We start from the raw sequence: 23,905 nt of genomic DNA, 5'->3' as shown, positions 1-23,905 counted from the left end.
TTGCTTCAGCGTCGTGACGATTTGGCTCTCGGTGAATTTGCTCTTGCGCATCTGGGTCTCCTTGGGGCTAGTTTGCCTGGAGACCTCTGGTTAGGGTTGGAGTGAGTTTACGGGGAGGCGACAGGTCGACATTTCGATTTTGCCTTTATCGCTCATCGAGAGTGCTCCTGCCGCGTGCCGGTGCGGATGGCGCCGAGTCTTACCGGTCCAAGCCTAAGGTCCACGTCGGGTCTCGATACATCGAGCGCATGACGCCGAGCGCATGGAACTGGGGTATGGAGTTGTTGCTCGCACGAAGTCCGAAGGCAAGCTCCAGGTCGTGGCGCGCTCGAGCACGGTCGCGCGGGCCTCGCCGAGCCGGCACCGGCCGGCGCTCCCGCCGGCCGATGCTGGGCATTGCCGGGCCGCAAAACAAAACAGCCCCTGACATCGTCAGGGGCTGTTCGTATATCTGGCGGAGAGAGGGGGATTCGAACCCCCGAAGCGCGGTTTAGACGCTTACACACTTTCCAGGCGTGCTCCTTCAACCACTCGGACACCTCTCCGGGATCTGTGCGGGCGCTGTCGCGGGCCGTGCAGAGCCGGGAATTCTAGCCGCGGCGGGGCCCGGTAACAAGCTGAAGCTGCGGGGGCCGGCGCGGGAGGGGCTGGGAGGCTCGGGCGCGGGGGTGGGGCGTGGCACAATGTGGCGGTTCGTTCACGCTTCGCTCCCGGCTTCCGCCGCGAGCGCCCGGACGGCGTCGTGCGCACCGCGTCCGGCCCGTCAGAACGCCTTATCGCAAAGGATCCGATGTCGTATCTCGTCCTCGCCCGCAAGTGGCGCCCGAAGCGTTTCGCCGAGCTGGTCGGGCAGGAACACGTGGTGCGTGCGCTGACCAACGCGCTCGGCACCGGGCGCGTCCATCACGCCTTTTTGTTCACCGGTACGCGCGGCGTCGGCAAGACCACGATCGCGCGCATCTTCGCCAAGTCGCTGAACTGCGAGCGCGGCACGTCCTCGGATCCCTGCGGCGAGTGCAACGCCTGTCTGGACATCGACGCCGGCCGCTACATCGACCTGCTCGAGATCGACGCCGCCAGCAACACCGGTGTCGACGACGTGCGCGAGGTGATCGACAACGCCCAGTACATGCCGAGCCGCGGACGGGTCAAGGTCTACCTGATCGACGAAGTCCACATGCTGTCGAAGTCGGCGTTCAATGCGCTGCTGAAGACGCTTGAGGAGCCGCCAGGGCACGTCAAGTTCCTGCTCGCCACCACCGACCCGCAGAAACTGCCGATGACGGTGTTGTCGCGCTGTCTGCAGTTCAACCTCAAGCGCTTGGACGAGCAGCAGATTTCCGGGCAGATGACCCGGATCCTCGCCGCCGAAGGCATCCCGGTCGACGAGGCCGCGATCCGCCAGCTCAGCAAGGCCGCCGACGGCAGCCTGCGCGACGGCCTGTCCCTGCTTGACCAGGCGATCGCCTACAGCGGCGCCGGCACCGATGCGCGCCTGGAAGGGGCGGCGGTCGCGGCGATGCTGGGCACGGTCGATCGGACCCGGGTCGGTGCGGTCCTGGCCGCCCTGGCTGACGGCGACGGCCAGCGCCTGCTCGACGAGGTCGCGACCCTGGCCGAGTTCTCGCCGGACTGGGGCGGGGTGTTGGAAACCCTGGCCGATGCGCTGCACCGGGTCCAGGTGCGCCAACTGGTGCCCGAGGCCGCGGTCGAGGCCGACGGCGTCGATATCGATGCGCTGGCCGAGCAACTGCGACCGGAAGTGGTGCAGCTGTGGTACCAGATGAGCGTCAACGGCCGTCGCGACCTGCCGCTGGCGCCGAGCCCGCGCGCGGGCTTCGAGATGAGCGTGCTGCGCATGCTGGCGTTCCGTCCGGCCGGTGCCGGCGGCGACGCCGGCCCGGCGCCGTCGTCGGGCGGCCGCAGCGAGTCGGCGCGTAGTGCCAGCGCCAGCGCCAGTGCCGCGGCCCAGGCCGCGGCGGCGATGCGCGAAATGGGCGGTGGTCGGCAAGTCGCGCCGAACCTCGAAGCGAGCAAGGCGCCGGCCTCGGCAGCGCCAGTGCAGGATGCCAAGCCGCGTCCGCTGCCGGAGCCCGCAGCGGCACCGATCGCAAAGCCGGAACCCAAGCCGATTGAGGCCGCGCCGTCCGAACCGGCGCCGCGCATACAGCAAGCCGCGGCACCGAAACCCCAGGTGCAGGCCGAGCCGCAGGACCGCGCTCCTTTGACGTGGCCGGACGAAGAACTTTCGCCCAAGCCGAACCACCACCGAGTGTCGGACCGAAGCGAAGCGCCGGCCCGCGCGGCGGCGCCCGTCGTCGAACGTGCGGCCGCGCCCGAACGCGTCGAGCTTCGCCCGGAAGCGCCGGTCGCAGTGCCGACTCAAGCCGCGGCCGAGCCGGTGCGCGACATGGCGCCGCCGACCGCGCCAGCCGACCCGGGGCCAAGCCTGTTCGGCAGCCCCGGCCCGGACAGCGAACTTTCGGTTACCGCGCCGCGGGTGGAAACCGTCTCCGCACCCGCCGCGCCGCCGGCACGTCCGTCCGAGCCGATCACGATGCCGGCCCGCGCCGCTTCGGCCTCGTCGGGCGGCATCGCCGACGACGACGCCTGGCATGCGCTGGTCGATGACAGCGGCCTGCGCGGCCCGGCCCGCATCCTCGCCGAGCACGCCAGTTTCGTGGCTTACGGCGACGGCGTGCTGACCCTGTCCTTGCCGGCCGACGACGACCATCTGCGCGCACCGGCCTTGATCAAGATGGTCGGCGATGCTTTGGCGAGCCGCCTGGGCGCCGCGCCGCAGATTCGTTTCGAAGCGGCCAGCGTGGCCGGCGAGTCGCTGCATGCGCGCAATCTGCGCGCCCGCGACGAGCGCCAGGCCTCGGCCGAGGAGACGTTCATGAACGATCCCGACGTGCGCCGTCTCATCGACGTCCACGGCGCCAAGGTGGTGCCGGATTCGATCCGTCCCTACGACGAGGCCTGACCGCAGCCCTTGCGCCGCGCGGTTCGCGGCCCAACTACATCACCGATGAGATGAGGCCGCGGCAGACTGCGGCCTCGATCCACCGCTCACCTTTCACGACCACGAGGCAGGACCACCATGCGCGGCAACATCGCCCAACTCATGCAACAGGCGCAGAAGATGCAGGAAAACGTGCAGCGCGCCCAGGAAGAATTGGCCAAGATCGAAGTCACCGGCAGCGCCGGCGGCGGCATGGTCAGCGTGACCCTGACCGGCCGCATGGATTGCCGCAAGGTGCGCATCGACCCGAGCGTGCTCGCCGACCAGGAAATGGTCGAAGACCTGATCGCCGCCGCGTTCAACGATGCGGTCAACAAGATCAACAGCGAATCGCAGGCGAAGATGTCGGCCGCCACCGCGGGCATGCCCATGCCCCCGGGCATGAAGCTGCCGTTCTGACGGCTGGCGACTCATGAACCTGCATATCGGCGTTACCGCCGCGGTGGTCGCGGCCGCACTGCTCGGGCTGGATCTGTACGCGACCTGGGCGGTCTGGCGCGAGCCCGACCTGACCGGCCTGCAGAAAGGCCTGCAGTCGGCGCTGGTGTGGATGATCCCGCTGCTCGGCGCGATCCTGTGCCTGAACGTCGTGCGCGCGATGAATCGCGAACCGATGGCGCGCAGCAACTTCACGACCTCCGAATAGCCCGGCCAGCCGAAGCGACCGCGATGACGACCGTCCGTACCGTTCCGATGCCGGCGCAGGCATGAGCAGCCGTCTGCTCGAACAGCTGATCGACGCGTTCCGGGTACTGCCGGGCGTCGGTCAGAAGTCGGCCCAGCGCATGGCCTACCACGTGCTCGAACGCGAGCGCAGCGGCGGCCAGCGTTTGTCGGATGCGCTGGCCGAGGCGATCGAGAAGATCGGCCATTGCGTGCGTTGCCGCGACTTCAGCGAGACCGAAGTTTGCCCGACCTGCGCCAGCGGCTCGCGCGACGCGCATCTGCTGTGCGCGGTCGAATCGCCGGCCGACCGGCTCGCGATCGAGCAGGCCACCGGCTATCGCGGCCTGTACTTCATTCTGCAAGGACGCCTGAGCCCGCTCGACGGCATCGGCCCGCGCGAACTCGGCCTGGACACCTTGGCCAAGCGCCTGGCCGAGGGCGAGGTGCAGGAACTCATCATCGCCACCAACCCCACCGTCGAGGGCGAGGCCACTGCGCACTACCTCGCCCAGCTCGCACGCCAGCACCAGGTGCGGCCGAGCCGGCTCGCGCACGGTGTGCCGCTCGGCGGCGAACTCGAGTACGTGGATCGCGGCACGCTCTCGCATGCGTTCGGCAGTCGCAGCGAAGTGCCGCAGTAGGAGCCGGGACTCGGGGTTCGGGACTCGGGACTCGGTTGAAGCCATGCGATCTGGACGGTTCGATGGCTTTCGAAGCTGATTGTGGATGGGGAAACGCGCCGACCGATGGGGTTTTCCGCTGAGACGGCGCGGTACGATTCCCGACTCCCCTATCTCGAAGCCCGGCCCATGACCGACACCACCATCTTCGGCAAGATCATCCGTCGCGAGATTCCCGCCGACGTCGTCTACGAGGACGACGAGCTGATCGCGTTCCGCGACATCGCGCCGCAGGCGCCGGTGCACGTGCTGTTCGTGCCGAAGACGCCGATCGCCACGCTCAACGACCTGCAGGCCGACCAGGCTGTGATCGTCGGCCGCCTGGCCCATGCCGCGGCGGCGTTCGCGCAGCGCGAAGGTTTCGCTGAGGACGGCTATCGTCTGGTGATGAACTGCAACGGCGACGGCGGCCAGACCGTGTTCCAGATCCACCTGCACCTGCTCGCAGGCGCCCAACTCGGCCGCTTCGGTACTCCGCGCTGACCGGCGCCTCATCGTATTGAGAATGCGTTCGCCTTTCCCCCTTTGGATAAGGGGGGCAGGGGGATTTGCTTCTGCTTCGCAGCACACGAACGCGCCCGGACCTCCGCGCCGAGTCCCAATACGAACGAAGGCGCCATGGGCGCCTTCTTCGTTACCGCAAGCGCGGAACGATGCCGCGATGCCTCACCACCAGCCCCACCACGGCCACGGCGCCGGACGTTCGATCACGTCGACGCGCTCGCGCACCGGCCACAGATAGACCACCTCGGCATCGAGCTGCGGGAAGCGGTAGTCGTATTCGCCGATGCGTCGCGACTCGTAACCGGAGATGCGGCCGGTGAAGGTCACTTCGCGGTTGCGTTCGAACAAGGCCGGGTCGTAGAAACCGGTGCGGCAGGCGAGGAAGCGGCCGCCGGTGTCGTCGGTGGCCCAATACGGCCGGCCGGAATCGGTGAGCCGGGTCGAGATCATCTCGAAGCAGGTGCGGTTGGCCTGCGGTTCGACGTTGACGATGCGGCCGCCCCAGCGCACCACGGCGCCGGTGCTGTCCTGGGCCGCGGCATCGGTCGGGGTCAGGGCCGTGAACGCCCCCTGCAACGGTTTGGGCTGCGAGGCGCAGGCGCTGATCAGCGCGACGCCGGCAGCGAGTAAGGCAAGTCGGAGCTTCATCGACGTTCTCCAGTGGGGCCGGGGCGGTGTGCGCGTAGCGCCCGGACCAGTTCGTTGCGCAGTTCTCGGGCCTCGCGCCGCCCGGGTTGGTCACCAGCGTACCGCCAATCGCTGAAATGTTGGCTGAGCCGGAGCAGGCTTTCGCCCAGATCCGGGCGGGCCTTGGTCACACGTTCAGCCCAGGCCAGGGCCGGCTCATGCGTTTCGCGCTCCAGGCCGAGGCGCCGATAGCGGCGCGACAGCCGGTGCCAGGCGCGCAGGACCGGGTCGCGCTCGCGCTCGCCGCGGCTGCTCAGCCAGACCATCCACAGCAGGGTGGCGCTGGCGGACAGCACGAACAGGGCGATCAGTTTGCCGCTGTCGAGGTTGTCGACGCCGAACGGTTGCAGCATGCGCTGCTGGCGGCTGGCATCGAACCCGAGCACGAAATCGTTCCAGCCGCGGCGCAGCCAGTCGCTGAGGTTGAACAACGGCGTCGCCCCGGCGATGCCGCCGAACAACCCGCCGGCGCCGGGACGGCGGTCGGCGAGGGTGTCGTAGATGCGTTCGGGCGCCACCGCGGCGGTCGGGTCCACCCGCACCCAGCCGCGTCCCTGCAGCCAGACCTCGGCCCAGGCGTGGGCATCGGAGCGGCGCACCAGCCAATAGTTGCCGACCGGGTTGAAGTAGCCGCCGGCATAACCGGTGACCACCCGGGCGGGAATGCCGGCGGCGCGCATCAGCACCACGAACGAGGAGCTGAAGTGTTCGCAGAAACCGGCCTTGTGGTCGAACAGGAATTCGTCGACCGAGTGCCGGCCGAGCAGCGGCGTGGCCAGGGTGTAGACGAACTCGCGGCGGATCATCGCCAAGGCGCGGTCGACGATGACGGCATCGTCGTTGCCGGCTTCGGCGCGCCAGCGCTGCGCCAGGGCGAGGGTGCGCGGGTTGTAGCCGCTGGGCAGGGACAGGGCGGCGCGGCGCAGGGTTTCGCGCAGCTGCGGCTCGTACGACGCCGGCGGCGCCGATTGCAGGCGCCAGCGGCTCAACGAGGTCAGCGCACGGTCGGCGTAGATGCCGTGATCGATCGACAAGCGCGTGCCGGGCGGCGAGGCGCGCGGCAGATCGAGCGAAACGAATTGGCGCGTGTCGGTGGGTTCGACTTCGAGTTCGTAATCCCAGGTGGTGCGGCCGGCGCGCATGGGCGCCGCCGGCAGCCCCTGGAACCAACGCGGCTGGGTCCATTCGCGGCCGTCGAAATTCCACAGCACCGGGCCGCGCCAATACATCTGCGAGGTCGGCGGCGCCGTGCCGCGAAAGCGCGCGCGCAGGGTGACGGTCTCGTCGTTCATCAGGTCGACCATCTCGCCCGGGCTCATCCGGTCGGACAGGCCGGGGCGGGCGAGCGCGCGTTCGGGCACGCCCCATAACGGCGAGCTCAACCGTGGGAACAACCAGAACACCGCCAGCGCCAGCGGCAATCCGATCGCCACCAGGCGGCCGATCGCGAGCAGGCGTTGCCAGTGCGTTTGCGCTGGCTCGACCGCGCGCAACGGGTCCGGACGCGATTCGATTTCGGCCAGGCGTTGCAAGGTGGACAAGGCGAACATCGCCGCGGCCAGGCCGAGGGTGAGCGACAGCGGCCCCTGGTCGAGCAGGAAGGTCGCGAACGGCCCGAACAAGGCGAAGCCGATCAGGCTGCGCGCGTCGCGCAAGGTGTGGGTTTCCGCCGGCTTCAACGCGAACATCGCCGCGAGCAGGGCGCAACCGGTGTCGCGGCCGAGGGCGAAGCCGGTCATCAGCAACACGGTGCCGATCAGCGCGATCAACAGCACCAGGCGCAAGGCGCTCGGCAAAGGCCGGCGCCAGGACAGCACGCCGATGCCGATGCCGGAGGCGGCGATCACCGCGGCGATCTGCGGCGGCAACTGCAGCAGCAACGGCAGCAGGCAGCTGGCGCCGGCCAGCAAGGCCCAGCGGCGGGTGGTCGGCTCCAGCGCCGGGGCGGCGGGCTTAGCCATGCGGCATCAGCGCCAGGGCGCGCAGGCAGGCATGGCGATGGGCCGGGCCGGTGCCGGGGCCGAGCGAGGGCTGGTTCGGCAGGCTCAGGCGATAACGGCAGCCGTCGCGCTCGGCCTCGTCGACCCAGCGCGCGAGGCGCGAGATCCGCGCCTCCTGGCCGAGCCCGGCCAGGCGATGCCATTCGAGTTCGACGTCGGCGCCGAGCGGTTGTTCGTACTCGCGCACCAACAGCGTGTCGCGGCGCGCCGAGTGTTTCCACGCGATCGCCCGGCGCGCATCGCCGAAACGATAGGCGCGCAGGTGATGGACGTCGTCGCCGCTCGGGTGCAATCGCGTCACTGCCTGATCGCCGCCGCCGACCGGCAACGGCGGGCCATGCGCTTCCGGGGTCGGATACACCAACAGCGGGGCTTCCGGCCAGACATGCGCCCAGGCCCGCGCCAGCCCGAGCGGACGCGTCGTCGATATGCGCAGGCGCGGCAGATCGAGCCAGCCGCGCCGCTCGGTGGCGACGCGCAACTCGGCTTCGCCGGCGCCCTGGTCGAGATCGAGCCCGGCGGCCTCGATGCCGAAGGCGCCGTGGTCGTCTACGCGCAGGCCGCGGCGCACGCGGTCCGGTGCGGCGCGCGCATGCACGCGCACGGCCAGGGGTTGGCCGGCCGGCACCGGTTCGGCGTCGATCGCGACGATGCTCAAGCCGGCCAGTTGCAACTGCGCGGCGATCAGGCTGGCGAGCCCGGCGCCGCCGAGCAGCAGGGCGAGCAGGAAGGCCGGGTTGTTGTTGTAGTTCAACGCACCGAGGGTCATGGTCGCGAGCAGGGCGCCGTAGAACAGGCCGAACCCGGTCGGCAGCACGTAGATGCGGCGGCGGTCGAAACGCGCCGGCAACGGTTCCGGGCGGCGCGGACGGGTCAGCGACATCATCCGCGCGCGCAGCGCAACCCAGCGCCGCGAAGCCGGCCGCGCCCTGCCGTGGTCGAGATCGTCCTGCGCCTGCGTCGCCGCCATCGCCGCGTTCAATCCACCGTCACGGCAAAGAGGATGGATTTGGCGATGTCCGGCGCGGCGTCGGCCTCGGCGACCAGGCGGTGCGAGGCGACCGCGGCGAACAGCGCCTGCACGTCCTCGGGCACGACGTGGGCGCGGCCGAGCAGCAGCGCGTAGGCGCGTGAGGCGCGCAGCAGGGCCAGGCCGGCGCGCGGCGACAGGCCGACGCGCACGCCGGGGTGCTTGCGGCTACGCGCGAGCAGGGCTTGCACGTAGTGGATCAGGCTGTCGCTGACATAGACCGCGTCGACCGCGCGGCGGATCGCCAGCACGTCGTCGGTGCTCAGTACCGGCTTGGTCTGGGCGATCAGGTTGCGGCGATCGGCGCCGGCGAGCAGGTCGCGTTCGGCGGCCTCGTCGGGATAGCCGAGCTGCAGGCGCAGCAGGAAGCGATCGAGTTGCGAGTCCGGCAGAGGATAGGTGCCGGACAGATCGACCGGGTTCTGGGTGGCGATGACGAAGAACGGGTCGGGCAGCGGATGAGTGCGGCCATCGACGGTGACCTGGTGTTCGGCCATCGCTTCGAGCAATGCGCTCTGGGTGCGCGGCGGCGCGCGGTTGATTTCGTCGGCGAGCAGGACCTGGGTGAACACCGGGCCGGGATGGAACTGGAACTGGCGCGACTGCGGGTCGAACACCGACACGCCGACCACATCGGCCGGCAACAGGTCGGAGGTGAACTGCACACGCTGGAATTCCAGGCCGAGGGTCGCGGCCAAGGCGTGCGCGAGCGTGGTCTTGCCGAGCCCGGGCAGATCCTCGATCAGCAGATGGCCGTCGGAGAGCAGGGCGACGAAGGCCAGACGCACCGCCTGCGCCTTGCCGAGCACCAGGGCATTGACCTGGGCCTGGGCCTGTTCGAGGGCCAGGCGCAGGGCATCGGTTAGGATGGTCGCGTCGTGAACAGCCGTCGTGCCTGCTGCTGTGATCTTGCCTGCCGTCATCGTGCGTCTGTCCTGTGTCTGTAGCGTCGTGTCCGCCATCGGCCGTCGCGGTCGGCGGCATCGCAAGCGATGCGGATCGCGCCGGAGTCCGTGCGTCGAGCGCGGGTTCGCATCATCGCGTGCGAATTCCGTTTTCGTAGCAACAGTCTCGAAGGTGTTCGAAGTTTCTGGGATAGGCGTCAACAAATGCCCGCGAACGAAGCTCGCCTCGCCGGTTGCGGCCTCCAGCCGCTTGCTGTGCGAGCGTCGCGAATGAACCGGCGGCGCCGCAGCGTGTCCAACCCCATCCAGAGTGTAGCGAGGTCGCGTGCCGATGCGGGACAAGGATGAAACCCAGCCGATACGGCGCCTGTTCTGGATCTTGTGGGCGACGGTACTGCTGCTCAAGCTCGGCGTGGCCGCCCACTTGCCCTTGTTCGTCGACGAAGCGTTCTACTGGCAGGAAGGCCGGCATCCGGCCGCCGCTTATTCCGATCTGCCGGGCCTGACCGCCTGGCTGGCGCGGCTCGGCGTCGAACTCGGCGGCGACCGCATCTGGGCGCTGCGTGCGCCGTTCCTGGCGATGTCGGCGCTGGTGCCGTGGTTGTTGGCGCGGATCACCGCGCGCGAATTCGGCGAACGCCAAGGTTGGGTCGCCGGTTGTTTCGGCGTGTTGCTGCCGCTGTCGGGCAGCCTGGGCCTGCTCGCGCTGCCCGACGCGATGATGGCCCTGGCGACCTTGCTGTGCCTGGACGCCGGTGCGCGTCTGCTGCGCGAGGTCGATGCGCGGGCCGCGGTCGAGTTGGCCGCCGGCCTCGCCCTCGGTGCCTTGAGTCACTACCGTTTCATCGCGGTGATCGCGGTCGGCGGCGTGGTCCTGCTGTGCCTGCCCGAGGGCCGCCGCGCCTTGCGCGACGTGCGCGTGGTGATCGCCGCGGCGATCGGCGCCTCGGCCTGGGCGCCGCTGGTCGCCTGGAACATGGACAACGCCGATGCCGGCCTGCGTTTCCAGTTGGTCGACCGCCATCCCTGGTCGTTTCATGCCGAAGGCCTGTGGTTCGTCGCGATCCAGGCCTTGCTGGTCACGCCGCCGTTGCTGGTCGCCTTGGCCCTCGCCGGGGCCAGGGGCGCGCGAGCGGCCTCGCCGATCACTCGCTATTTCGCCTTGTTCGGCAGCTTGATCGTGCTCGGTTTCTTCGTCCTGGGTTTCTTCGCCGATACCGAGCGGGTCAGTTTCCATTGGCCGTTGCCGGGTTTCATGGCCTTGCTGCCCTTGCTGCCGGGCGTACTGGCGGGATGGCCGCGATGGGCGCGTCGACTCACTGCGGCGATCGCCGGCGTGACGCTGCTGGCGATACTCGCTTACTACCTGGTCGTATCGGTGCCCGGCCTGCGCGCGCGCAGCGCCGGCGAGAAGTGGTATCCGTCGAACTTCGCCGGTTGGGGCGAGCTCGCAGACGCGGTGCGGCAGCGACAGCGCTCGATGTCGCCGGGAACGCGCGTCGTCGCCGACAACTTCAAGGTCGGCGCTGAACTTGGTTTCGCGCTCGGCGACCCGCGCATCGCCGTGCTCGACCACCCGATCAACCACAAGCACGGGCGCGCGCCGCAATTGCGGTTGTGGGGCCTGCAAAGCGCCGGACGCGCCGAGTGGGGCTCGGCACCGATGCTGCTCGTGGTCGGCGCCACCGAGGTCGAATACAAGAACCTGTTGCGCCGTTATCACCAACTGTGCGCGATGGTCGGTCCCTTGCCGCCGCCGCAGATGCTCAACGTCGATCACGGACGCCAGCGTTTTGCTCTGTTCGCACTCGACGGCGCCAAGCGCGAAGGCGCATGCACGACGCCGGCGATGGCCTGGCTCGATGCGCCGTTGCCGGGGCGCAAGGTCGGTCGCGAGTTCGACGTCAGCGGTTGGGCGTTCAAGGACGGCGTCGGCCTGGCGCGCGTGGAGATCATGCTCGACGGCCGCGTCGTCGCCCAGGCGGACTACGGCCGCGAATTGCCCGGCGTGCGCAGTTATTGGGAAGTGTCGAACGATCCGCAGCATCCGCGGGTCGGCTTCGATGCCAAGGTGCGGCTCGATGCCGAACCGCCCGGCCGGCATTGGCTGGGCCTGCGCCTGCACGGACGCGACGGCAGCGTCGAGGACTGGGCCGAGCAGCCGATCGAAGTGCGTCGCTAAGTCGGTGGCGGTCTTTCAGCGGACCCCGTGCGCTTGCGAGCCGTGGCCGGCGAGCGGCGGCCTCAGGGCAGCCGATAGCCCGCTTCGCGCAGCAGGCGCGCGGTGGCGATCAGCGGCAGCCCGATCAACGCGGTCGGGTCCTGCGATTCGATCGCCTCGAACAGGGCGATGCCGAGGCCTTCGGACTTGAAGCTGCCGGCGCAGTCGTAGGGCTGTTCGGCGTCGACGTAGCGTTCGATCTCGTCCGCGCCCAACTCGCGGAAGCGCACCGTGGTGACGTCGAGTGCGGTCTTCGGCGCCTCGCCATGACGCAGCAGGCACAACCCGGTCAGGAAGCGCACCTCGCGGCCGGACATCGCGCCGAGCTGGGCGAGGGCGCCGTCGCGGCCGCCCGGCTTGCCGATCGGGCGGCCGTCGAACTCGGCGACCTGGTCCGAGCCGATCACCCAGGCCCCGGGCTGCAGAGCGGCGACCGCGGCAGCCTTGGCGACCGCCAGGCGGCCGGCCAGGGCGAGCGGGGCTTCGCCGGGCTGCGGGGTCTCGTCGGTCTCGGGGCGGGCGCAGTCGAACGGCAGGCCGAGCCGGGTCAGCAGCTCGCGGCGGTAAACGGAGGTGGAGGCCAGGATCAGTCGCGGGGACATCGGAGACCCGAAAGAAGGAGGAAGGAGGCAGCCCGGATCGAGTCGGTCTGGCGGGCGCGGCACAGGCGGCGGCCGGCCGGTTCAGGCCAGCGGCGCGCGTGCCTGTTCGATCTGGTTCAGCTGCTGCTCGATCCGGCTGCGGGCCTCGTCGATCGAGGCACGGACCTCAGCCAACTGGGCGACGCTGGCCTGGCGGCCGTGGTCGCGCAGCCACAGGCGCTGGCGCAGCATCTCGCGCATCGCGGCGGCGACCGGGTCGCGGCCCTCGTCGCCGGCGACCGCCTCGATTTCGGCCCGGGCCAGGCGCAGCCTGGCTTCCAGGGCGTCGGCGGCGTCCAGCAGTTCGCGCACCGCACGCTCGCGGCGGCTCGGGAAATAGCGCAGGCCCAGCGAAACCGCCAAGGCCGCCAGTGCGGCCAGGCTCAGCAGCAGGAGGGTCGTCAAGGTCGGGCTCGGTGCGCGGGCGGGGCCGGCAGTCTGCACGCCCGGGCCGGCCGCCGGCAAATCCCTGCACCGGCCTGGGGTTACGGTTTGACAGCGGGGGGCTGCGTCTCTAACATTCCGCGGCTTATGTCAGCCGATGTGCCATCTGGGCGGGTGCCCGAAGTTCTGGATGCCTGGCGCCTGGTGGCGGCACGGCGCGGCGTGGAAGGTCGTTTGCCGTTGTCGGCGCTGACCCGGTTGCAGGGCAGTCTGCTCGATACCGAGGGCGAAGTCCGGTTTTCCCTGGACTTCGACACCGACGAGCTGCAGGTGCCCTATGTCGAGTTGAAGATCGACACGCAGTTGCCGCTGTTGTGCCAGCGCACCCTGGAGCGTTTCCTGCTGCCGGTGCAGATGGTCCAACGGCTCGGCCTGATCCGCGAAGAGGCGGACGAAGCCGCGCTGCCGCCGGGCTACGAGCCGTTGCTGATGCCCGAAGACGGCATGTTGCGCGCCTCCGAGCTGGTCGAGGACGAATTGATCCTCGCCGTACCGGTGGTGCCGATCGCGCCCGGCAGCGAGTCGGTCGAGCGCGACTGGCCGGCCCCGCAGGAAGAGCTCGACAGCGCGAACCCGTTTTCCTCGCTGTCGGCGCTGAAGAAGAATTGAGCAAGACCCGGTTTTACCCTTAGCACCACCATTCAGATCCACTCCGACCTGCAGGCGAATCGCAAGCCGCTCCTGCTAATCGGGCTTACGCTATCCACCTCAGGTTTCCACCGCTTTTCCGGAGCAAGACCATGGCTGTTCAGAAGTCCCGCGTTTCCCCGTCCCGCCGCGGCCAGCGCCGCGCCCACGACGCGCTGACCAGCAAGCAGCTGGCCACCGACCCGACCACCGGCGAGACCCATATCCGCCACCACGTCACCGCCGACGGTTACTACCGTGGCAAGAAGGTGATCGAGACCAAGACCCGCATCGCCGACGAAGAATAAGCTTCGTCCGCATGCTGCGCCGCGCGCCTGGATGAAGGCGCGCGCTGCCGTCGGCACGCCGACGGTCATCGCGCTATCGTTCTACCGCCAGCCCGTGCTGGCGGTCCTTGCTTCTGAGAAGCCATGCTTCCAAGAAGCCATGCTTCCAAAAAGCACGTTAGCTTTTATGAAGCACATTCCGGCGGCCTGCGTTCCATAACGCTATCGCGGCGTTCGGAACGTCATCGGTCCTCCGGTACGTATACGGCAACGCCGCGGAGTGGTGATGACAGATCGGATTTACGCCCGCATCGCGGGTACCGGCAGCTACTTGCCGGAAAAGGTGCTGACCAATCAGGACCTGGCCAAGCTGGTCGATACCAGCGACGAGTGGATCGTCAGCCGCACCGGCATCCGCGAGCGTCATATCGCCGCCGAAGGCGAGACGACCTGCGACCTGGCCTATCACGCTTCCGTGCGCGCGCTCGAAGCCGCCGGCGTATCGGCGCAGGAGATCGACCTGATCGTGGTCGGCACGACCACGCCGGACCTCATTTTCCCGTCCACCGCCTGCCTGCTGCAGCATCGTCTCGGCGCCAACGGCTGTGCGGCGTTCGACGTCAACGCCGCCTGCTCGGGCTTCGTCTATGCGCTGACCATCGCCGACAAGTTCGTGCAGTCGGGCGCGGCCAAGACCGTGCTCGTGGTCGGTTCGGAAACCCTGACCCGGATGCTCGACTGGAGCGATCGCGGCACCTGCGTGCTGTTCGGCGACGGCGCCGGCGCGGTGGTGCTCAAGGCCGACAGCGAAACCGGCATCCTCAGCACCCACATGCACGCCGACGGCGGCAAGAAGGAACTGCTGTGGAACCCGGTCGGCGTTTCGGTGGGCTTCAAGCCCGAAGAGCACAACGTCGGCGTCAAAGTGCTGATGACCGGCAACGAAGTGTTCAAGTACGCGGTCAAGGCGCTGGACTCGGTGGTCGAGGAGACCCTCGAAGCCAACGGCCTGGATCGCCACGAGATCGACTGGTTGATCCCGCACCAAGCCAACCTGCGCATCATCGAAGCGACCGCCAAGCGCCTGGACATGCCGATGGAGCGAGTGATCGTGACCGTCGACCGTCACGGCAACACCTCCTCGGGTTCGGTGCCGTTGGCGTTGGACGAAGCGGTGCGTTCGGGCAAGGTGCAGCGCGGTCAGTTGCTGCTGCTCGAAGCCTTCGGCGGTGGTTTCACCTGGGGCTCGGCGCTGCTGCGCTACTGACCTTTAGGCGACGCTTCGGCGTCCACAAGGCCGGCCGCGACGTTGTCGCAGGCCGGCCTTCGTGTTTGTGAGGTTCGGTTTTTTCGCAGCCTCCGATTGTAGGAGCGGCGTGAGCCGCGACCTCTTTCTTGCGGCGACGCAGACTCATCAGTGTCGTGGTCGCGGCTTGCGCCGCTCCTACCCTGGCTCCAGCCGGGAGCGGCACGAGATTGAGGTGTCGTGGTCGCCGCTTGTAGGGTAGGAGCGACGCAAGTCGCGACATCGTCCTGCCGGCCTCCGGCGCAACCTTCTAGCAAGAGCAGAGCTTCCGTCCGCTGACGCGGCCGGGTTACTTTCTTTTGCTGGCCCAAAAGTCCCACAGGGAGTTCCTTTGGTCAAAGCTAACCAAAGAGAGGCATTCCTTGACGAAGCTCCCCTGCGAGTACGCAGCTCGCGCCGGGATTTTTCGATAAGACGTCCCTGTCTTATCGAAAAACGGCGCACGTTCTGTGCGCCGCCCCCGGGTCTCCATCTGTTCTCGCGAGCCCGGTACTGCGCCAAGCTTTCACGGCAACGGCAACGGCAACGGCAACGGCAACGGCAACGGCAACCGCGAATCCTCGCCGCGATAGCGACACCAACGGCAAAGCGCGGCCAAGCGGGAAGGGCGGGGCGTCGGTTGGAGGCGCCGTGTTTTCCGCGGATCGCGCCCTCTTGCGACGCGATGTGACGCCGTACCGCCGAGTACAGACGATCCCGGCGGTTCGCCCGTATCATTCCGCATCCTTACCGATCCGGCAGCACGCGTGACCGATCAGCAGCTTTCTTTCGTCTTCCCGGGCCAGGGCTCGCAATCGCTCGGCATGCTCGCCGAGTTGTCCGAACTGCATGCGCAGGTCCGCGAGACCTTCGCCGAGGCCAGCGAGGGCGCCGGCGTCGATCTTTGGGCCATGAGCCAAGCCGGCCCCGAGGAAATGCTCAACCGCACCGAATACACCCAGCCGGCGCTGTTGGCCGCGGGCGTGGCGGTGTGGCGCGTGTGGCAGGCGCAGGGCGGGGCACAGCCGGCAGTGTTGGCCGGGCACAGCCTCGGCGAGTACAGCGCGCTGGTCGCGGCCGGTGCCTTGTCGTTGCACGACGGCGCGCATCTGGTCCGTCTGCGCGGACAGTTCATGCAGGACGCCGCACCCACCGGCACCGGTGCGATGGCGGCCGTGCTCGGTGCCGAGGATGCCCTGGTCGAAGAGATCTGCGCGGCCGTGTCGGGCGCCCAGGTCGTGGTGCCGGCCAATTACAACTCGCCGGGCCAGATCGTCATCGGCGGTCATGCCGACGCGGTCGACAAGGCGCTCACGCGCCTGGCCGAAGCCGGCGTGCGCAAGGCGGTCAAGCTCGCGGTCAGTGTGCCTTCGCATACGCCGCTGATGCGCGAGGCCGCCAACCGTCTCGCCGAGGCGATGACCGGCATCCAGTGGCAGGCGCCGTCGCTGCCGGTGGTGCAGAACGTCGATGCGCAGGTCCATGAAGGCATCGATGCGATCCGCGAGGCGCTGGTGCAGCAGCTGTACCTGCCGGTGCGTTGGACCGATTGCGTGCAGGCGCTGGCCGCGCGCGGCGTGGTCCGCATCGCCGAATGCGGCCCCGGCAAGGTTCTCGCCGGCTTGGTCAAGCGCATCGACAAATCCCTCGACGGCCGCGCGATCGGCACGCCGGCGGATTTCGCGGCCGCCTTGGCGGACTGGCGCTGAATCCACGACCGCGTCCCGACTGTCACCGATTCGCGCTACTCAACCTCGACCCCAGCCTGTAGGCTTGGCCGCGCAAAATCGCGGTGCGAGCGCGAGGCGACGAGGCCGGGCGACGAGACGGCCGCGGCGTCGGATGCGTCGCAACCCACCCGCCAGCACCCCACGAGCCAGCGGCAATACGGAGTGAAGCAAGCATGAGCACGTCCCCGCTTTCCGGCGAAATCGCCCTGGTCACCGGCGCCAGCCGCGGCATCGGTGCGGCCATCGCCGACGAACTGGCCGCCCAGGGCGCCACCGTGATCGGCACCGCGACCAGCGAAGCTGGCGCCCAGGCCATCGCCGCGCGCCTGTCTGTCAGCGGCGGTCACGGCCGCGTTGTCGACGTCGCCGACGCCGCCTCGATCGAGGCATTGATCGACGGCGTGTCCAAGGAGATCGGCGCGATCTCGATCCTGGTCAACAACGCCGGCATCACCCGCGACAACCTGCTGATGCGCATGAAGGACGAGGACTGGCAGGCGATCCTCGACACCAACCTCACCAGCGTGTTCCGCACCAGCAAGGCGGTGATGCGTTCGATGATGAAGGCGCGCAAGGGCCGCATCGTCAACATCGCCTCGGTGATCGGCGTGACCGGCAACGCCGGCCAGGCCAACTACGCCGCGGCCAAGGCCGGCATCATCGCGTTCAGCAAGTCGATGGCGCGCGAGATCGGCAGCCGCGGCATCACCGTGAACGTGGTCGCGCCCGGTTTCATCGATACCGACATGACCCGCGAGCTGCCCGAAGAGGCGAAGCAGGGCATGCTCGGACAGATCGCGCTGGGCCGCTTCGGCGAACCGGCCGACATCGCCCGTGCGGTGGCGTTCCTGGCCGGCCCCGGCGCGGCCTACATCACCGGCGAAACACTGCACGTCAATGGCGGCATGTACATGCCCTGAGCCTTTGGCGTAGGCTGTAAGCGATTGAACCCAAAGGAGTTTCGTCGAAAGGCCGGCGGCCCTCGCGAAACCTCCCGATTCCATTAGACTATTCCATCGAAAAACCCCTCACGGGAGGAGCAGCATCCATGAGCAGCATCGAAGAACGCGTCAAGAAGATCGTGGTCGAACAGCTTGGCGTCAAGGAAGAAGAAGTCACCAACAACGCTTCGTTCGTCGACGACCTCGGCGCGGATTCGCTCGACACGGTCGAGCTGGTGATGGCGCTCGAAGAAGAGTTCGAGTGCGAGATTCCGGACGAAGAAGCCGAGAAGATCACCTCGGTGCAGCAGGCGATCGATTACGTCAAGGCGCACGTCAAGTCGTAATGCGCCTGAGGCATGCCGCAGCGTCTGCGGCATGCTTGCAGTACGCGAATCAAGTGACAACTCGGGGCCGCATTGCGGCCCCGTGCTTTTCAGGCCGGTGGATACGCCGGCGTAGGTCCGAAGACGGATTCCACAGAGGTAGCGTTGCATGTCCAACCGTTCCTTCAACCGCCGCGTGGTCGTCACCGGCCTCGGTCTCGTCTCCCCGCTCGGCAACGACGTCGTCAGCAGTTGGGACGGCATCGTCAACGGCCGCTCGGGCATCGGTCCGATCACTCATTTCGATCCCGCTTTGTTCACCACCCGCATCGCCGGCGAGGTGCGCGACTTCGACATCACCAAATGGGTGGGGCCGAAGGACGCGAAGAAGATGGAAGAATTCATCCATTACGGGGTCGCCGCGTCGTTCATGGCGCTGGAAGACGCCGGCATCGTCGTCGACGATTCCAACGCCGAGCGCATCGGTGCGCTGATCGGCTCGGGCATCGGCGGCCTGCTCGGCATCGAAGAGCAGACCATCAAGTACCACGAGGGCGGCCCGCGCAAGATCTCGCCGTTCTACGTACCCAGCACGATCATCAACATGCTGCCCGGCCAGGTCTCGCTGCTGACCGGCATCAAGGGCCCGAACTTCTCGGCCGTGTCGGCCTGCGCCACCTCGAACCATTCGATCGGCATGGCGATGCGCATGATCCAGTACGGCGATGCCGACGTGATTCTCGCCGGCGGCGCCGAGCGCGGCTCCTCGCCGACCTCGGTCGGCGGCTTCTGCTCGATGAAGGCGATGTCGACCCGCAACGACGATCCGATCCACGCCTCGCGGCCGTGGGACAAGGACCGCGACGGCTTCGTCCTCGGCGACGGCGCCGGCATCCTGGTGCTCGAGGAGTACGAACGCGCCAAGGCGCGCGGCGCGCGTATCTACTGCGAACTGGCCGGTTTCGGCGCCAGCTCGGATGCCTTCCACATGACTGCGCCGAGCGAGAACGGCGAAGGCCCGGCGCGCTGCATGACCGCCGCGTTCAAGGACGCCGGCATCAATCCCGACCAGGTCGGTTACCTCAACGCCCACGGCACCTCGACGCCGCTCGGCGATCTGGCCGAGACCCTGGCCATCAAGCGGGCGCTCGGCGACCACGCCTACAAGACCATGGTCAGCTCGACCAAGTCGATGACCGGCCACCTGCTCGGCGCGGCCGGCGGTGCCGAGGCGATCTTCTCGGTGCTCGCCCTGCATCACAACATCATCCCGCCGACGATCAATCTCGACGAGCCGGGCGAGGGTTGCGACCTGGACTACGTGCCGAACACCGCCCGCGACGCCAAGGTCGACATCGCCGTCTCGAACGGCTTCGGCTTCGGCGGCACCAACGGCACCCTGGTGTTCAAGCGCATCTGATTGCGGCGATGCAAGCCAAGGCCCGCGACGACTTCGGTGGTCGCGGGCCTTTCCGTTTTCGGGGCAAGCGAATCGGCATCGCTGCACGGCCGCAAAGCAGGGCGACGTCATCCATCGCGCCCTGCGCGGCTCCTACAAGCGCGACGTCAACGCGTACGATGCCGCCATGACCACCGCAGCCTCCATGCCATGACCGAGGTCCGCCTGTTCCGCGGCAGCCAGCGCGTCGCCGCGCCGTCGCCGCTCGATCGCGGCCTGGCCTACGGCGACGGCCTGTTCGAAACCCTGCGCGCACACCGCGGCGAGCTGCCGTGGTGGGACCGGCACTGGGCCCGGTTGCGCCGCGGTGCGGCGCAATTAGGCATCGCCCTGCCGGACGAGCGGCAAGCCCTGGCCGAGGCGCGGCAGTTGCTGGACGGCGCCGACGCGGTGCTCAAGCTGATTCTCAGCCGTGGCGAAGGTGGGCGCGGTTACGCACCGCCGCCGCAGCCGGTATCGGCCTGGTCGTTGTCGCGCCATGCCCTGCCGCCGTCGCCGCCGCCGGAAGGGCTGAGCTTGCGCTGGTGCGAGCTGCGGCTGGGCATGCAGCCGGCGCTGGCCGGGCTGAAGCACTGCAATCGCCTGGAACAGGTGCTGGCACGCGCCGAATGGGACGATCCCGGCCTCCATGAGGGATTGTTGCGCAACCTCGACGAGGACCTGATCGGTGCCACCGCGGCCAACGTGTTTCTGCTGCAGGGCGATGCCTGGCTGACCCCGCCGGTGGATCGCAGCGGCGTCGCGGGCGTGTGCCGGCAGGCGCTGATGGAACTGGCCGAGGTCCGGGTGCGGCGCCTGAACGCCGACGACCTCCTGCATGCCGACGCGGTTTTCCTGTGCAACGCCGTGCGCGGTATCCTGCCGGTGGCGCGGCTCGGCGAGCGGCATTGGGCGCCGCATCCGGCCATCGCCGGGTTGCGGCACCGGCTCGGCGCGACGCATCCCGCCTTCGTTCCGTCCCAGGACTGAGCCGCCGCACCCGCGGCCGCGCGGTCGTGGCGGCGCGCGGCGGGTCGGATCGAACAACGGAGGTTTCGTGGCTGAAAAGAAACGCAAGCGCGGCTGCGGTTGCCTGATCGTGATCTTGCTGCTGTTGGCCGCCCTGGGCGCGGCCGGCGTCTGGCTATGGCAACGCTATGACGGCTTCGCCGCCTCGCCGATGAGCGGGCTGGAGAAAGGCGAAAGCCTGGTCGTCGAACGCGGCGATTCGCTACCGGCGGTGGTGCGCAAGCTGCGCCAGGCCGGTGTCGTCGAGGGTCAGCAACTCGAATGGCGCCTGCTGGCCAAACGACTCGGCGCGGCCGGGCGGCTGCAGGTCGGCGAATACGCCCTGGAGCCCGGCACCACGCCGCGCGACCTGCTGATTGCGATGCGCGACGGCAAGGTCATCAGCCATCGTTTCACCATCGTCGAAGGCTGGAACATGCGCGATGTGCGCGCCGCGCTGGCGCGTGCCGCCTTGCTCAAGCAGGACGCCGCGCAACTCGACGATGGCGCCCTGATGAAGGCGATCGGCCACCCCGGCCAGCATCCGGAAGGCCGCTTTCTGCCCGAAACCTACCTCTATACCGGCGGCGACAGCGATCTCGACGTGCTCAAGCGCGCCTACGAGGCGATGGACCGCGCGGTTGCCGCGGCCTGGAAGGGGCGCGACCAGGACAGCGTGCTGAAGACGCCGGCCGAGTTGCTGATCATGGCCTCGATCGTCGAGAAGGAAACCGGGATCGCCTCGGAACGGCCGCAGATCGCCGGGCTGTTCGAGCGTCGGCTCAAGCTCGGCATGAAACTGGAAACCGACCCGACCGTGATCTACGGCATCGGCCCGAGCTACGACGGCAACATCCGCAAACGCGATCTGCTGACCGATACGCCGTACAACACCTATACCCGCACCGGCCTGCCGCCGACGCCGATCGCGATGCCGGGCGTCGGCGCGCTCAAGGCCAGCGCGAACCCGGCGCCGGGCAATGCCCTGTTTTTCGTCGCGTCCGGCGACGGCAGCGGCGGCAGCCTGTTCGCGGCGACCTATGCCGAGCACCAGGCCAACGTGCGTTTGTACCTGCAGCGCTATCGCCAGCAACGCCGCAGCGACCAGCCCGAGGAAGGCAAGGCCGTGCTCGAGGAAGCGCGCCAGGAAGAGGCCGGGCAAGCGACACCGCCGGCCCCGGGGAGCGCGCGATGAGCCTGCCCACGCAAGCGCGTTTCGTCACCCTCGAAGGCGGCGAGGGCGCCGGCAAGTCGACCGTGCTCGCGGCCCTGCGCGGTGCCTTCGAGGCCGCCGGCATCGAGGCGGTGTACACCCGCGAACCCGGCGGCACCCCGCTGGCCGAACAGATCCGCGGCCTGATGCTCGATACCCATCACGAACCCGCGTCGCCGGCGACCGAGTTGCTGCTCGCCTTCGCCGCGCGCGCCCAGCATGTCGCGACCGCGATCCTGCCGGCGCTCGAACGCGGCGCCTGGGTGATCAGCGATCGCTTCACCGATGCCAGTTATGCCTACCAGGGCGCCGGCCGCGGGCTCGACCCGGCGTTCATCGCCGAACTGGAACGGCGCGTGGTCGGCCTTCGTCCGGTCCTGACCTTGTTGCTCGACGTGCCGGTCGAGATCGGCCTGCAGCGCGTGCGCGGCCGCGGCGCAGCCGACCGCATCGAGAGCGAGCGCAGCGATTTCTTCGAGCGCGTGCGCCAGGCCTATCGCGATCGCGCCGCCGCCGAGCCCTCGCGTTTCGCCGTGATCGACGCCAGCCAGGCGGCCGACGCGGTCGCCGCGCAGGCGGTGGAGCGTCTGCGCCGTACCATCGCAGACGCGCCGGCGTTCGAGGCGGCACCGTGAGCGTCGCCGCCTTCGCCCCCTGGCAGCGCCGCATCTACGATCAGGCCAAGGCCTCGATCGACGCCGGCCGTCTCGGCCACGGCTTGCTGTTCTGCGGCCCGGCCCGGCTCGGCAAGCGCGCCGTCGCCGAACGCCTGGCCCACGGCCTGCTGTGCCGCGAACGCGATGCCGAGGGCGAGCCCTGCGGTCGCTGCCGCAGTTGCTTGCTGCTGGCTGCGGGGACTCATCCCGATTATCAGTTCGTCAGCTTCATCCCGAACAAGGAAGGCACCCGGCTGCGCACCGAGATCGTCATCGAGCAGATCCGCAATCTGTCCGAACGCCTCGCGCTGACCCCGCAGTACGGCGGCGCCCAGATCATCCTGCTCGACCCCGCCGACGCCATCAACACCGCCGCCTGCAACGCCTTGTTGAAGACGCTGGAAGAGCCGGTGCCGGGGCGTTATCTGTGGCTGGTCAGCTCGCATCCGGCGCGCCTGCCGGCGACCATCCGCAGCCGCTGCCAGCGCCTGGAGTTCCGTCTGCCGCCGCAGGACGAATCGCTGGCCTGGCTGAAGGCCCAGGGGCATACCGAAGCCGCTGCGCGCGAGGCCTTCGATGCCGCGCGCGGACATCCCGGCCTGGCCCATGAGTGGCTGACCGGCGACGGGCTCAAGCTGCGCCGCGAAGTCGCCGCCGACCTGGGCAAGCTCGGCCGTGGCGAGACCTCGGCGCAGGAAGTCGCACAACGTTGGGTCGGCGACGAGCAAACGGTGCTGCGTCTGCGACACGCGTCCGACATCGCGCTTGCCGAGGCCGGCAACGGCTTGACCGACCCTGTCCGCGCGCGCAGTCTTGCGGCTTGGTTCGATCGCGCCAACCGCACCCGCGACCTGTTGCGGACCACGATCCGCGCCGATCTGGCCGTGATCGAATTGTTGATGGCGTGGCGCAACGACGAAGCCCGTCGCGCCGCAGGAGGAAGCAAGGCATGAATGCAACGGCAGGCGCAGCGCGACAGGGCATCCTGTCGTTGACGATCAAGGACAAGGCGGCGCTGTACAGCGCCTACATGCCGTTCCTGAAGTTCGGCGGCATCTTCGTCGCCACGCCCAAGCGTTATTTCCTCGGCGACGAAGTGTTCCTGTTGTTGACCCTGCCCGAATCCAGCGAACGCATGCCGGTCGCCGGCAAGGTGGTCTGGGTGACCCCGACCGGCGCCCAGGGCCATCGCGCCGCGGGCATCGGCATCCAGTTCGCCGAGACTGCCGAGGGCGATGCGGTCAAGGGCAAGATCGAGGCGTTGCTGGCGGGTACGCTTGGTTCTGAGCGGCCGACGCATACGATGTAATCGGGGTGGGGTTTCGTCCCGCCGTTCGGCGTTTCTTCGCCTTGGCCGACACGTCTTTCATGTCTGTTCGAGCGAATGCATCCGCGGTTGGGGTCTAGCCTGAATTCCTCGCTCCTCGCTCCTCGCTCCTCGCTCCTCGCTTTCAGCTCTAGCTCCAAGGCTCCGGCTTCAGAGCTTGGCGAAGTCATGCGCTTGCGAAGGCAAAAGAAGACCCGGAGGGCGCCGCACAGGACGTGCGGCGTTTTCCGATAAGACAGGGACGTCTTATCGGAAAATCCCGGC

The 23,905-nt window shown here is 68.6% G+C and carries 24 protein-coding genes and 1 tRNA gene; 18 read left to right on the top strand and 7 right to left on the bottom strand.

Annotated features, from left to right (window positions below):
- Positions 1-452: 452 nt before the first annotated feature.
- A tRNA-Ser gene (locus tag ACTOWK_RS22290) sits at positions 453-545 on the bottom strand.
- A 245-nt stretch (positions 546-790) separates the two neighbouring features.
- On the opposite strand from ACTOWK_RS22290, the gene dnaX reads away from it, so the two are divergent.
- The 5 genes from dnaX to ACTOWK_RS22265 all read left to right on the top strand — a co-directional run bounded on the left by dnaX (position 791) and on the right by ACTOWK_RS22265 (position 4,854).
- Positions 791-2,986, top strand: a complete 2,196-nt coding sequence (gene dnaX, locus ACTOWK_RS22285; protein ID WP_441332269.1) for a DNA polymerase III subunit gamma/tau — start codon at positions 791-793, stop codon at positions 2,984-2,986.
- Positions 2,987-3,103: 117 nt separating this feature from the next.
- Positions 3,104-3,424 carry a YbaB/EbfC family nucleoid-associated protein gene (locus ACTOWK_RS22280; protein ID WP_031373708.1) on the top strand — a complete coding sequence of 107 codons (321 nt, stop codon included), beginning with the start codon at positions 3,104-3,106 and terminating at the stop codon, positions 3,422-3,424.
- Positions 3,425-3,437: 13 nt separating this feature from the next.
- Positions 3,438-3,671, top strand: a complete 234-nt coding sequence (locus ACTOWK_RS22275; protein WP_441332268.1) for a hypothetical protein — start codon at positions 3,438-3,440, stop codon at positions 3,669-3,671.
- A gap of 61 nt (positions 3,672-3,732) precedes the next feature.
- Positions 3,733-4,332 (top strand): recombination mediator RecR, encoded by a 600-nt coding sequence (gene recR, locus ACTOWK_RS22270; RefSeq protein ID WP_441332267.1) that lies wholly within the window; start codon positions 3,733-3,735, stop codon positions 4,330-4,332.
- A 168-nt stretch (positions 4,333-4,500) separates the two neighbouring features.
- The gene (locus ACTOWK_RS22265; RefSeq protein ID WP_441332266.1) at positions 4,501-4,854 is read left to right on the top strand and encodes a histidine triad nucleotide-binding protein; all 354 of its coding nucleotides are present in this window, start codon (positions 4,501-4,503) and stop codon (positions 4,852-4,854) included.
- Positions 4,855-5,037: 183 nt separating this feature from the next.
- Here the strand turns inward: ACTOWK_RS22265 and ACTOWK_RS22260 are convergent, their stop codons facing one another.
- From ACTOWK_RS22260 to ACTOWK_RS22245, 4 genes are all read right to left on the bottom strand, one after another.
- The gene (locus ACTOWK_RS22260; protein WP_441332265.1) at positions 5,038-5,523 is read right to left on the bottom strand and encodes a Slp family lipoprotein; all 486 of its coding nucleotides are present in this window, start codon (positions 5,521-5,523) and stop codon (positions 5,038-5,040) included.
- On the bottom strand, positions 5,520-7,523 hold the full coding sequence (locus ACTOWK_RS22255; protein WP_441332264.1) for a transglutaminase TgpA family protein: 2,004 nt from the start codon (positions 7,521-7,523) through the stop codon (positions 5,520-5,522). Before ACTOWK_RS22255 ends, ACTOWK_RS22260 begins: the two co-directional genes overlap by 4 nt.
- Positions 7,516-8,448, bottom strand: a complete 933-nt coding sequence (locus ACTOWK_RS22250; RefSeq protein ID WP_441332272.1) for a DUF58 domain-containing protein — start codon at positions 8,446-8,448, stop codon at positions 7,516-7,518. Before ACTOWK_RS22250 ends, ACTOWK_RS22255 begins: the two co-directional genes overlap by 8 nt.
- Positions 8,449-8,540: 92 nt before the next feature.
- Complete coding sequence (locus tag ACTOWK_RS22245) at positions 8,541-9,515, bottom strand: AAA family ATPase (protein WP_441332263.1); 975 nt, start codon at positions 9,513-9,515, stop codon at positions 8,541-8,543.
- Positions 9,516-9,828: 313 nt separating this feature from the next.
- Between ACTOWK_RS22245 and ACTOWK_RS22240 the strand changes: the two genes are divergently transcribed.
- Positions 9,829-11,679: an ArnT family glycosyltransferase gene (locus ACTOWK_RS22240; RefSeq protein WP_441332262.1), complete on the top strand. Its 1,851-nt coding sequence runs from the start codon at positions 9,829-9,831 to the stop codon at positions 11,677-11,679.
- 62 nt (positions 11,680-11,741) lie between these two features.
- Here ACTOWK_RS22240 and ACTOWK_RS22235 read toward each other — a convergent pair whose 3' ends face one another.
- Together ACTOWK_RS22235 and ACTOWK_RS22230 are read right to left on the bottom strand one after the other, a co-directional pair.
- A complete protein-coding gene (locus tag ACTOWK_RS22235) occupies positions 11,742-12,320 on the bottom strand; it encodes a Maf family protein (protein ID WP_441332261.1) in 579 nt (192 codons plus the stop codon).
- An 81-nt stretch (positions 12,321-12,401) separates the two neighbouring features.
- The gene (locus tag ACTOWK_RS22230; protein WP_435396167.1) at positions 12,402-12,764 is read right to left on the bottom strand and encodes a hypothetical protein; all 363 of its coding nucleotides are present in this window, start codon (positions 12,762-12,764) and stop codon (positions 12,402-12,404) included.
- A 126-nt stretch (positions 12,765-12,890) separates the two neighbouring features.
- Between ACTOWK_RS22230 and ACTOWK_RS22225 the strand changes: the two genes are divergently transcribed.
- The 12 genes from ACTOWK_RS22225 to ACTOWK_RS22170 all read left to right on the top strand — a co-directional run bounded on the left by ACTOWK_RS22225 (position 12,891) and on the right by ACTOWK_RS22170 (position 23,623).
- A complete protein-coding gene (locus ACTOWK_RS22225; protein WP_031373697.1) occupies positions 12,891-13,412 on the top strand; it encodes a YceD family protein in 522 nt (173 codons plus the stop codon).
- A gap of 131 nt (positions 13,413-13,543) precedes the next feature.
- Positions 13,544-13,738 (top strand): 50S ribosomal protein L32, encoded by a 195-nt coding sequence (gene rpmF, locus ACTOWK_RS22220; protein ID WP_031373696.1) that lies wholly within the window; start codon positions 13,544-13,546, stop codon positions 13,736-13,738.
- Between the two features lie 265 nt (positions 13,739-14,003).
- Positions 14,004-14,984, top strand: a complete 981-nt coding sequence (locus ACTOWK_RS22215) for a beta-ketoacyl-ACP synthase III (protein ID WP_441332260.1) — start codon at positions 14,004-14,006, stop codon at positions 14,982-14,984.
- A gap of 785 nt (positions 14,985-15,769) precedes the next feature.
- Entirely contained in the window at positions 15,770-16,711 is a 942-nt protein-coding gene (gene fabD, locus ACTOWK_RS22210; RefSeq protein ID WP_441332259.1) for an ACP S-malonyltransferase, read from the top strand.
- Between the two features lie 194 nt (positions 16,712-16,905).
- Positions 16,906-17,652 (top strand): 3-oxoacyl-ACP reductase FabG, encoded by a 747-nt coding sequence (gene fabG, locus ACTOWK_RS22205; RefSeq protein WP_441332258.1) that lies wholly within the window; start codon positions 16,906-16,908, stop codon positions 17,650-17,652.
- A gap of 128 nt (positions 17,653-17,780) precedes the next feature.
- Positions 17,781-18,020 carry an acyl carrier protein gene (gene acpP / locus ACTOWK_RS22200; protein WP_031373652.1) on the top strand — a complete coding sequence of 80 codons (240 nt, stop codon included), beginning with the start codon at positions 17,781-17,783 and terminating at the stop codon, positions 18,018-18,020.
- Positions 18,021-18,168: 148 nt separating this feature from the next.
- A complete protein-coding gene (fabF, locus tag ACTOWK_RS22195; RefSeq protein WP_441332257.1) occupies positions 18,169-19,419 on the top strand; it encodes a beta-ketoacyl-ACP synthase II in 1,251 nt (416 codons plus the stop codon).
- Between the two features lie 189 nt (positions 19,420-19,608).
- Positions 19,609-20,427 (top strand): aminodeoxychorismate lyase, encoded by an 819-nt coding sequence (gene pabC / locus ACTOWK_RS22190; protein WP_441332256.1) that lies wholly within the window; start codon positions 19,609-19,611, stop codon positions 20,425-20,427.
- 67 nt (positions 20,428-20,494) lie between these two features.
- A complete protein-coding gene (gene mltG / locus ACTOWK_RS22185) occupies positions 20,495-21,640 on the top strand; it encodes an endolytic transglycosylase MltG (protein ID WP_441332255.1) in 1,146 nt (381 codons plus the stop codon).
- A complete protein-coding gene (gene tmk, locus ACTOWK_RS22180) occupies positions 21,637-22,293 on the top strand; it encodes a dTMP kinase (protein WP_441332254.1) in 657 nt (218 codons plus the stop codon). Before mltG ends, tmk begins: the two co-directional genes overlap by 4 nt.
- On the top strand, positions 22,290-23,267 hold the full coding sequence (locus ACTOWK_RS22175) for a DNA polymerase III subunit delta' (protein WP_441332253.1): 978 nt from the start codon (positions 22,290-22,292) through the stop codon (positions 23,265-23,267). Before tmk ends, ACTOWK_RS22175 begins: the two co-directional genes overlap by 4 nt.
- A complete protein-coding gene (locus tag ACTOWK_RS22170) occupies positions 23,264-23,623 on the top strand; it encodes a PilZ domain-containing protein (RefSeq protein ID WP_441332252.1) in 360 nt (119 codons plus the stop codon). Before ACTOWK_RS22175 ends, ACTOWK_RS22170 begins: the two co-directional genes overlap by 4 nt.
- The last annotated feature ends 282 nt before the right edge of the window (positions 23,624-23,905 follow it).

The organism is Lysobacter sp. CA196 (genome assembly GCF_052078695.1).
Lineage (GTDB): Bacteria > Pseudomonadota > Gammaproteobacteria > Xanthomonadales > Xanthomonadaceae > Lysobacter.
Note: the sequence above shows the minus strand (reverse complement) of the source record. Positions and strands in the feature narration are given on the sequence as shown.